7 protein-coding genes are annotated in these 5,964 nt (G+C 66.5%); 4 read left to right on the top strand and 3 right to left on the bottom strand.

Translation table 11 applies throughout. The features are described from left to right. From D2V17_RS04050 to D2V17_RS04035, 4 genes are all read left to right on the top strand, one after another. Positions 1 to 544: TolC family protein (locus D2V17_RS04050; RefSeq protein WP_191229071.1), on the top strand; the 544-nt coding region annotated here is incomplete at its 5' end. Continuing rightward, complete coding sequence (locus D2V17_RS04045) at positions 541 to 1,827, top strand: efflux RND transporter periplasmic adaptor subunit (protein ID WP_119591853.1); 1,287 nt, start codon at positions 541 to 543, stop codon at positions 1,825 to 1,827. The genes D2V17_RS04050 and D2V17_RS04045, both read left to right, overlap by 4 nt. 12 nt (positions 1,828 to 1,839) lie before the next feature. Then, on the top strand, positions 1,840 to 2,562 hold the full coding sequence (locus D2V17_RS04040) for an ABC transporter ATP-binding protein (protein ID WP_119591852.1): 723 nt from the start codon (positions 1,840 to 1,842) through the stop codon (positions 2,560 to 2,562). Continuing rightward, complete coding sequence (locus D2V17_RS04035; protein WP_119591851.1) at positions 2,562 to 3,758, top strand: ABC transporter permease; 1,197 nt, start codon at positions 2,562 to 2,564, stop codon at positions 3,756 to 3,758. Before D2V17_RS04040 ends, D2V17_RS04035 begins: the two co-directional genes overlap by 1 nt. A gap of 61 nt (positions 3,759 to 3,819) precedes the next feature. Here D2V17_RS04035 and D2V17_RS04030 read toward each other — a convergent pair whose 3' ends face one another. The 3 genes from D2V17_RS04030 to D2V17_RS04020 all read right to left on the bottom strand — a co-directional run. Continuing rightward, entirely contained in the window at positions 3,820 to 4,515 is a 696-nt protein-coding gene (locus tag D2V17_RS04030; protein ID WP_119591850.1) for a pirin family protein, read from the bottom strand. Between the two features lie 98 nt (positions 4,516 to 4,613). Further along, positions 4,614 to 5,663, bottom strand: coding sequence for an enoyl-CoA hydratase/isomerase family protein (locus D2V17_RS04025; RefSeq protein WP_119591849.1), 1,050 nt, complete (start codon positions 5,661 to 5,663; stop codon positions 4,614 to 4,616). A 60-nt stretch (positions 5,664 to 5,723) separates the two neighbouring features. Next, positions 5,724 to 5,964: c-type cytochrome (locus tag D2V17_RS04020; protein ID WP_191229070.1), on the bottom strand; the 241-nt coding region annotated here is incomplete at its 5' end.

Below are 5,964 nucleotides of genomic sequence, written 5' to 3'. Positions count from 1 at the left end.
CGTGGCCCGCGCGCAGCTGTTGCCGCTGGTGCGGCTGACCGGCTCGATCGGAACCGGCCCCGTGACCGCCGGCAACCTGTTCGATCTTGTCACCGGCGGGCTGGTCGGCAGCATCAGCCAGCTCCTGTTCGACGGCGGGCGTACCGCCGCGCAGGTCGACAGCGCCGAGGCCGCAGCCGAGGCCGCGCTGGCGCAGTGGGAAGGCGCGATCCTCTCGGCGCTCGAAGAGGTCGAAAGCGCCGGTGTCGCCCGCCGCACCGCCGACGAGCGCGTGACGATCAACGAAGAAGCGCTCGATGCGGCCAACAATTCAGCGATCCTCGCGCGCAGCCAGTACGAGGCCGGGCTGATCGACTTCCGCACCCTGCTCACCGCCGAAAGCGCGCTGCTCTCGGCGCGCAACCAGCTCGTTACCGCCGAGGCCGACCGGGCCAGCGCCTTCGTCCAGTTGACCCAGGCGCTCGGCGGCGGGTGGAGCGATGATGCCTATGACTTCCCCCTGAGTGGCTCCGCGCAGAGCCCCAGCGACAGGACCGACCCATGAGCGACCAGACGATCGACGAATTCCTCGGCACCGAAAGCAAACCCAAGTGGTACAAGCGCAAGCTCGTCTGGGCGATTGCGGCGCTGATCGTTGCCGGCATTGTCGCCGCGCTGGTGTTCGGCGGCGGCGACAAGCAGCCGCCCTATGTCACCGAAGCGGTCACCAGTCGCTCGCTCGATCTGGTGGTGACGGCGACGGGCAACCTGCGCCCCACCAATCAGGTCGAGGTCGGCTCGGAAGTGTCGGGCCGGATCGACCGGGTGCTGGTCGACGTCAACGATCAGGTCCGTCAGGGGCAGGTGCTCGCCTATATCAACACCGATGTGATCGACGACCAGATCACCCAGGCCCGCGCCCAGCTCGCCGCAGCCCGCGCCGCGGTCGAGCAGTCGCGCGCCACGCTGGCGGTCGATCAGGCCCAGCTTGAGCGGCTGCGCGAGGTCTATCGCCTGTCGAACGGGCGCGTGCCCTCGAAGGTCGAGATGGAGCAGGCCGAAGGCGCCTTGCAGCGCAGCCGCGCCGGGCTGACCTCGGCGCAGGCCAATGTAGTGTCGGCGCAGGCCTCGCTTTCCAGCGCCCAGACCCAGCGCGACCGCGCAGTGATCCGCTCGCCTGTATCGGGTGTGGTGCTGGTGCGGCAGGTAGAGCCGGGGCAGACCGTGGCCGCGAGCTTCAACACCCCCACCCTGTTCATCCTCGCCGAAGACCTCTCGGTGATGCAGCTGCGCGTGAAGGTCGATGAGGCCGATGTCGGGCAGGTCGTCGCCGGTCAGAATGCGACCTTTACTGTCGATGCCTATCCGGGCCGTCAGTTCCCCGCGCAGGTGGAGCGGATCGATCTTGCCTCGGGCAATATCTCCACCAGCAGCCAGACCACTCAGACGCAGACCAATGCCGTGGTCGAGTACGAGGCGCGGCTGACCGTCGCCAACCCCGAGGGCCTGCTGCGCCCCGGCATGACCGCGACCGCCAACATCGCCACCGAAAGCACTGCGCGGCAGCTGGCCGTGCCCAATGGCGCGCTGCGCTTCAAGCCGCCCGAAGAGAAGGAAACCGGCGGCATCGAACTGGGCGGTCAGGTCGGCGGGCTCGCGCGCGAGGAAGCGCGTGCAACGATCGGCGCGGGCTCAAAGCAGACCGTCTATGTGCTCGAAGCCGATGGCACCCTGCGCCCGATCCCGGTCACCACCGGCCTTTCGGACGGGCGCTTTACCGTGGTCACCTCCAACGAGCTGACCGAGGGCATGAAGGTCGTCACCGCGCTCAAGGCGGCGGGCGAGTAAGGCGCGCGCATCATGGCTGAACCGCCGATCATCGAGCTGCGCGGCATCACCAAGACCTTCGGCGAAGGCGCGGCGGCGTTCCAGGCGCTGAAGGGCGTGGACCTGACCGTCGAGCGCGGCGATTTCCTCGCCGTGATGGGGCCGTCGGGCTCGGGCAAGTCGACGACGATGAACATTCTGGGGTGCCTCGACCAGCCGAGCGGCGGCGTGTTCCGCTTCCTCGGGCATGAGGTCCAGTCGCTGAGCAAGGACCAGCGCTCGCTGCTGCGGCGGCGCTATCTGGGCTTCGTGTTTCAGGGCTTCAACCTGCTCTCCCGGACCACGGCGGCGGAAAATGTCGAGCTGCCGCTGGTCTATCGCGGCATGGGCCGCGCCGAACGGCACGCGGCGGCGCTGAAGGCACTCGACCGGGTGGGGCTGCTACCATGGGCCAACCACACCCCGGCCGAGCTTTCCGGCGGACAGCAGCAGCGCGTCGCCATCGCCCGCGCGCTCGTCACCGACCCTGAGGTTCTGCTGGCCGACGAACCGACCGGCAACCTCGATTCCGAGCGCTCGGTCGAGATCATGAAGTTCATGGCCGAGTTGAACGATCAGGGCATCACCGTGCTGATGGTTACCCACGAACCCGACATGGCCGACTATGCCAAGACCGTGGTCCACTTCAAGGACGGGCTGGTCGAACGCATCGAACAATCGGAGCGGCTGGCGCTGAAACAGGGAGCAAGCGCCTGATGTTCGGCACCTCGCTCATGCTCGCCTTCCGCGAGATCCGCCGCCACCTGATGCGCAGCTTCCTGACCACGCTGGGGATCATCATCGGCGTGTCCGCAGTCATCACCATGGTGACGCTGGGGCGCGGGGTGACCGCCGACATCGAGGAGCAGATCTCCTCACTCGGTTCGAACATGTTTTTCGTGTTCCCGATTCAGGGCGAACGCGGCCAGTTCCGCCCGTTCGACGAGCGCGACGTCGATGCCGTGCGCGAGCAGATCGCCGGGGTGAAGTCGGTGGCCGGGCAGGTCGACCAGAACGTCACCGCGATTTACAACGGGCAGGACTGGAAAACCAAGGTCGAGGGCGTCAGCCGCGCCTTTATGGATGCGCGCGGCATCAAGCTCGATCAGGGTCGCCTGTTCACCGACGAGGAAGAAAGCGCCGGGGCCAACGTCTGCATCATCGGCCCCACAGTGGTGGAGGAAATGTTCGGCGCGGCGGACAGCCCGCTGGGCGAACGGATGCGGCTCGACAATGTCAGCTGTCAGGTGATCGGCGTTTTTGCCAGCCGCGGCAATGTCGGCGGTAACGGCGACGACGACAATTCGGTGTTCATGCCGCTGACCAACGTGCAGCGCCGCTTCACCGGCAACGACAACATCGGCTACATGGCCGTGTCCTACGATGCGGGCTACGACAACAAGGCGATGATCGATGCGCTGGTAGACCTCCTGCGCGAGCGGCGCGTGCTGCTCGACGGGCAGGCCAACGACTTCGACATCGTCGATACGGCCGAGATCAACGAAACCGTCTCCAACACCGTCGGCACCATGACCGTGATGGTCGCCGCCATCGCCGCGATCAGCCTCGTGGTTGGCGGCGTGGGGATCATGAACATCATGCTCGTCTCGGTGACCGAACGCACCCGCGAGATCGGCATTCGCCTCGCCATCGGCGCGCTGGCGAGCGAAGTGCGGTTGCAGTTCCTGACCGAGGCGGTGGTGCTGTGCTGTTTCGGCGGGCTGGTGGGGATCGTGCTGGGCTTCGTGCTCTCGGCCAGCCTTTCGGCGGCGCTGGGCTTCCCCTTCGTGTTCGACCCGTTCATCAATGTGCTGAGCTTCGTGATCTCGGCGCTGATCGGCATCGTGTTCGGCTATTTCCCGGCGCGCCGCGCCAGCCAGCTCGACCCCATCGAGGCGCTGCGCCACGAATAGGGGGGCACGAATAGGGGCACGAATAGCCCTCCCCCGCCATCGGGAGAGGGCTATCTGCGGGTCAGGCCGTTTCGACCATCACCAGTTCGGCATCTTCGAGCGCCTTGACGGTGAGAACATCGACATCGGCAATCGCGACGCCATCGCGCGTCTCGGCCACCTGTCCGTCGATCTCGATCTTGCCGCGCGCGGGCACGAGATAGCCCTTACGCCCGCCCAGCTCGTAAGTGACGCTTTCACCAGCCGCCACGGTTGCGCCGAGGACGCGGGCATTGGCGTGGATCGTCAACGCATCGTCATCGCCTTCACGCCCGCTGGCCAGCACTTCGAACCGGCCCGCCCGTTCGCCGCGCGGGAACTCACGGGTGCCCCAGCTTGGCGCGTGACCCTGCCGGTCGGGCAGAATCCATATCTGGAAGCTGTGGGTCTGCTCGTCTTCGAGGTTGTACTCGGCATGGGTGATGCCGGTGCCCGCGCTCATTACCTGAATGTCACCCGCCTTGGTGCGGCCTTCGTTGCCGAGGCTGTCGCGGTGCGAAATCGCGCCTTCGAGAACATAGGTGATGATCTCCATGTTCTCGTGCGGGTGCGGCGGGAAACCGCTTTTGGCGGCGATCTTGTCGTCGTTCCACACGCGCAGTGCGCCCCAGTGCAGGCGGTCCTGCCGGAAATATTCCGCGAACGAGAAATGGAAATTGGCGTCGAGCCAGCCGTGGTTGGACTTGCCGAGATCGGCAAACTTGCGAACTTCGATCATGGGGAATGACCCTCCTTCGCGCGCAAGATGGCGATTGCCGTGCGATTGGCAAAGGGGGGCATGACAGGCGTTTGCGATCACAGTGATCGCAAGGGACGTCAGATCACCGCCGGGGTCCAGCGCTCATCTTCGGGCAGCGGCGCGAACAGGGCATCGAGCATCTCGTCGCTCACGTCCTCCGGGCGCGCAGGATTCCACCGCGGAGCCTTGTCCTTGTCGATCAGCACCGCGCGTACGCCCTCGGCAAAGTCGGGCCGGGTAATCATGCGGCTGACGATCGCATATTCGCGCGCCATCTCCTCGGCGAAGTCATCGCGCTGTGCGCCCTCGGCGAGCAGCCGCAGTGCGACCTTGCTGGTCGTCGGGCATTTGCTGCTCACCGCCGCCAGCTCCTTGCCCGCCCATTTGCCATCGTCGGCAGCGAGGGAGGCGAGGATCTCCTCCAGCCGGTCGCTGGCAAAGTGCCGGGCGATGTTTTCGGCATTGCCCGCAAGGCGCGCGGGCGGCGGGCTGGCAGACAGTTCATCGAGGATCGCTTCGGCATGCTCCGGCTGCTCGGCAATGCGCGCCTTCGCATCCTCCAGCACGGCGCTCTCCAGATAGTGCGTGGCAAGCCCGGCCCACAGGCATTCGCCCCCATCGAGCCGCGCGCCGGTCAGCGCGAGGAACTGGCCGAGCCGGCCCGGAAGCCGCGCGAAGGTATAGCCCGCTCCGGCATCGGGAAACAGGCCGATGGCCCCTTCGGGCATGGCGAACAGCGTGTTCTCGGTCGCCACGCGGAACTTGGCGGGAAGCGATATGCCCACGCCTCCCCCCATGGTCACCCCGTCCATGAAGGTCACGACCGGCTTGGGATAGGCGAACAGCAGGTGGTTGAGGCGGTACTCGGCGAGAAAGAAGGCGCGGCCTTCGATGCCATCCCCCTCCACCACCGAGCGACGCACCGCGGCGACATCGCCCCCGGCGCAAAAGCCGCGCTCGCCCGCATGGTCGATCATGACCATGGCGATGCTGTCGTCGCTGCGCCATGCGAGCAGCGCCGCGAGAGACTCCTCGCACATCTCCCGTGTCATCGCGTTAAGCGCCTTGCCGCGCGACAACGACAGGCGCGCGGCCTGCCCTTCCCTTGAAATGGTGATCCCGGTCATCCGCGCTTCATCGCGGGGCGGCGGGCAAAGTTCAAGCCGGTTGCCGTTTCGCGGCCCTCGCTAGCGGCCCCAGTCCTCGTTGGCGCGGGCGATGATATAGGCGTGGATCGCCGAGCCATCGTCTTCGCTCAGAATATCGGCAAAGCTGGCCATCCCCTTGTCGAGATAGATCCCGCCGAGCACGATCTCGGCGAACTTGTCGTGCGTGGCGCGGTCCATGTGGCGCAGATCCTTCACGCCGCCGATGGCGTTCTGGCCGTGACACAGGGCGCAGGTCTGCGCGAACAGCGCGCGCCCGCGT

The sequence above is a fragment of the Aurantiacibacter xanthus genome (assembly GCF_003584015.1).
GTDB lineage: Bacteria > Pseudomonadota > Alphaproteobacteria > Sphingomonadales > Sphingomonadaceae > Alteraurantiacibacter > Alteraurantiacibacter xanthus.
This window is presented reverse-complemented; position numbering and strand designations above follow the sequence as displayed.

Coding starts and splice junctions, on each gene's coding strand:
- D2V17_RS04030 (WP_119591850.1), bottom strand. CDS start 4,515: ATGATCGAAGTTCGCAAGTTTGCCGATCTCGGCAAGTCCAACCACGGC.
- D2V17_RS04045 (WP_119591853.1), top strand. CDS start 541: ATGAGCGACCAGACGATCGACGAATTCCTCGGCACCGAAAGCAAACCC.
- D2V17_RS04025 (WP_119591849.1), bottom strand. CDS start 5,663: ATGACCGGGATCACCATTTCAAGGGAAGGGCAGGCCGCGCGCCTGTCG.
- D2V17_RS04040 (WP_119591852.1), top strand. CDS start 1,840: ATGGCTGAACCGCCGATCATCGAGCTGCGCGGCATCACCAAGACCTTC.
- D2V17_RS04035 (WP_119591851.1), top strand. CDS start 2,562: ATGTTCGGCACCTCGCTCATGCTCGCCTTCCGCGAGATCCGCCGCCAC.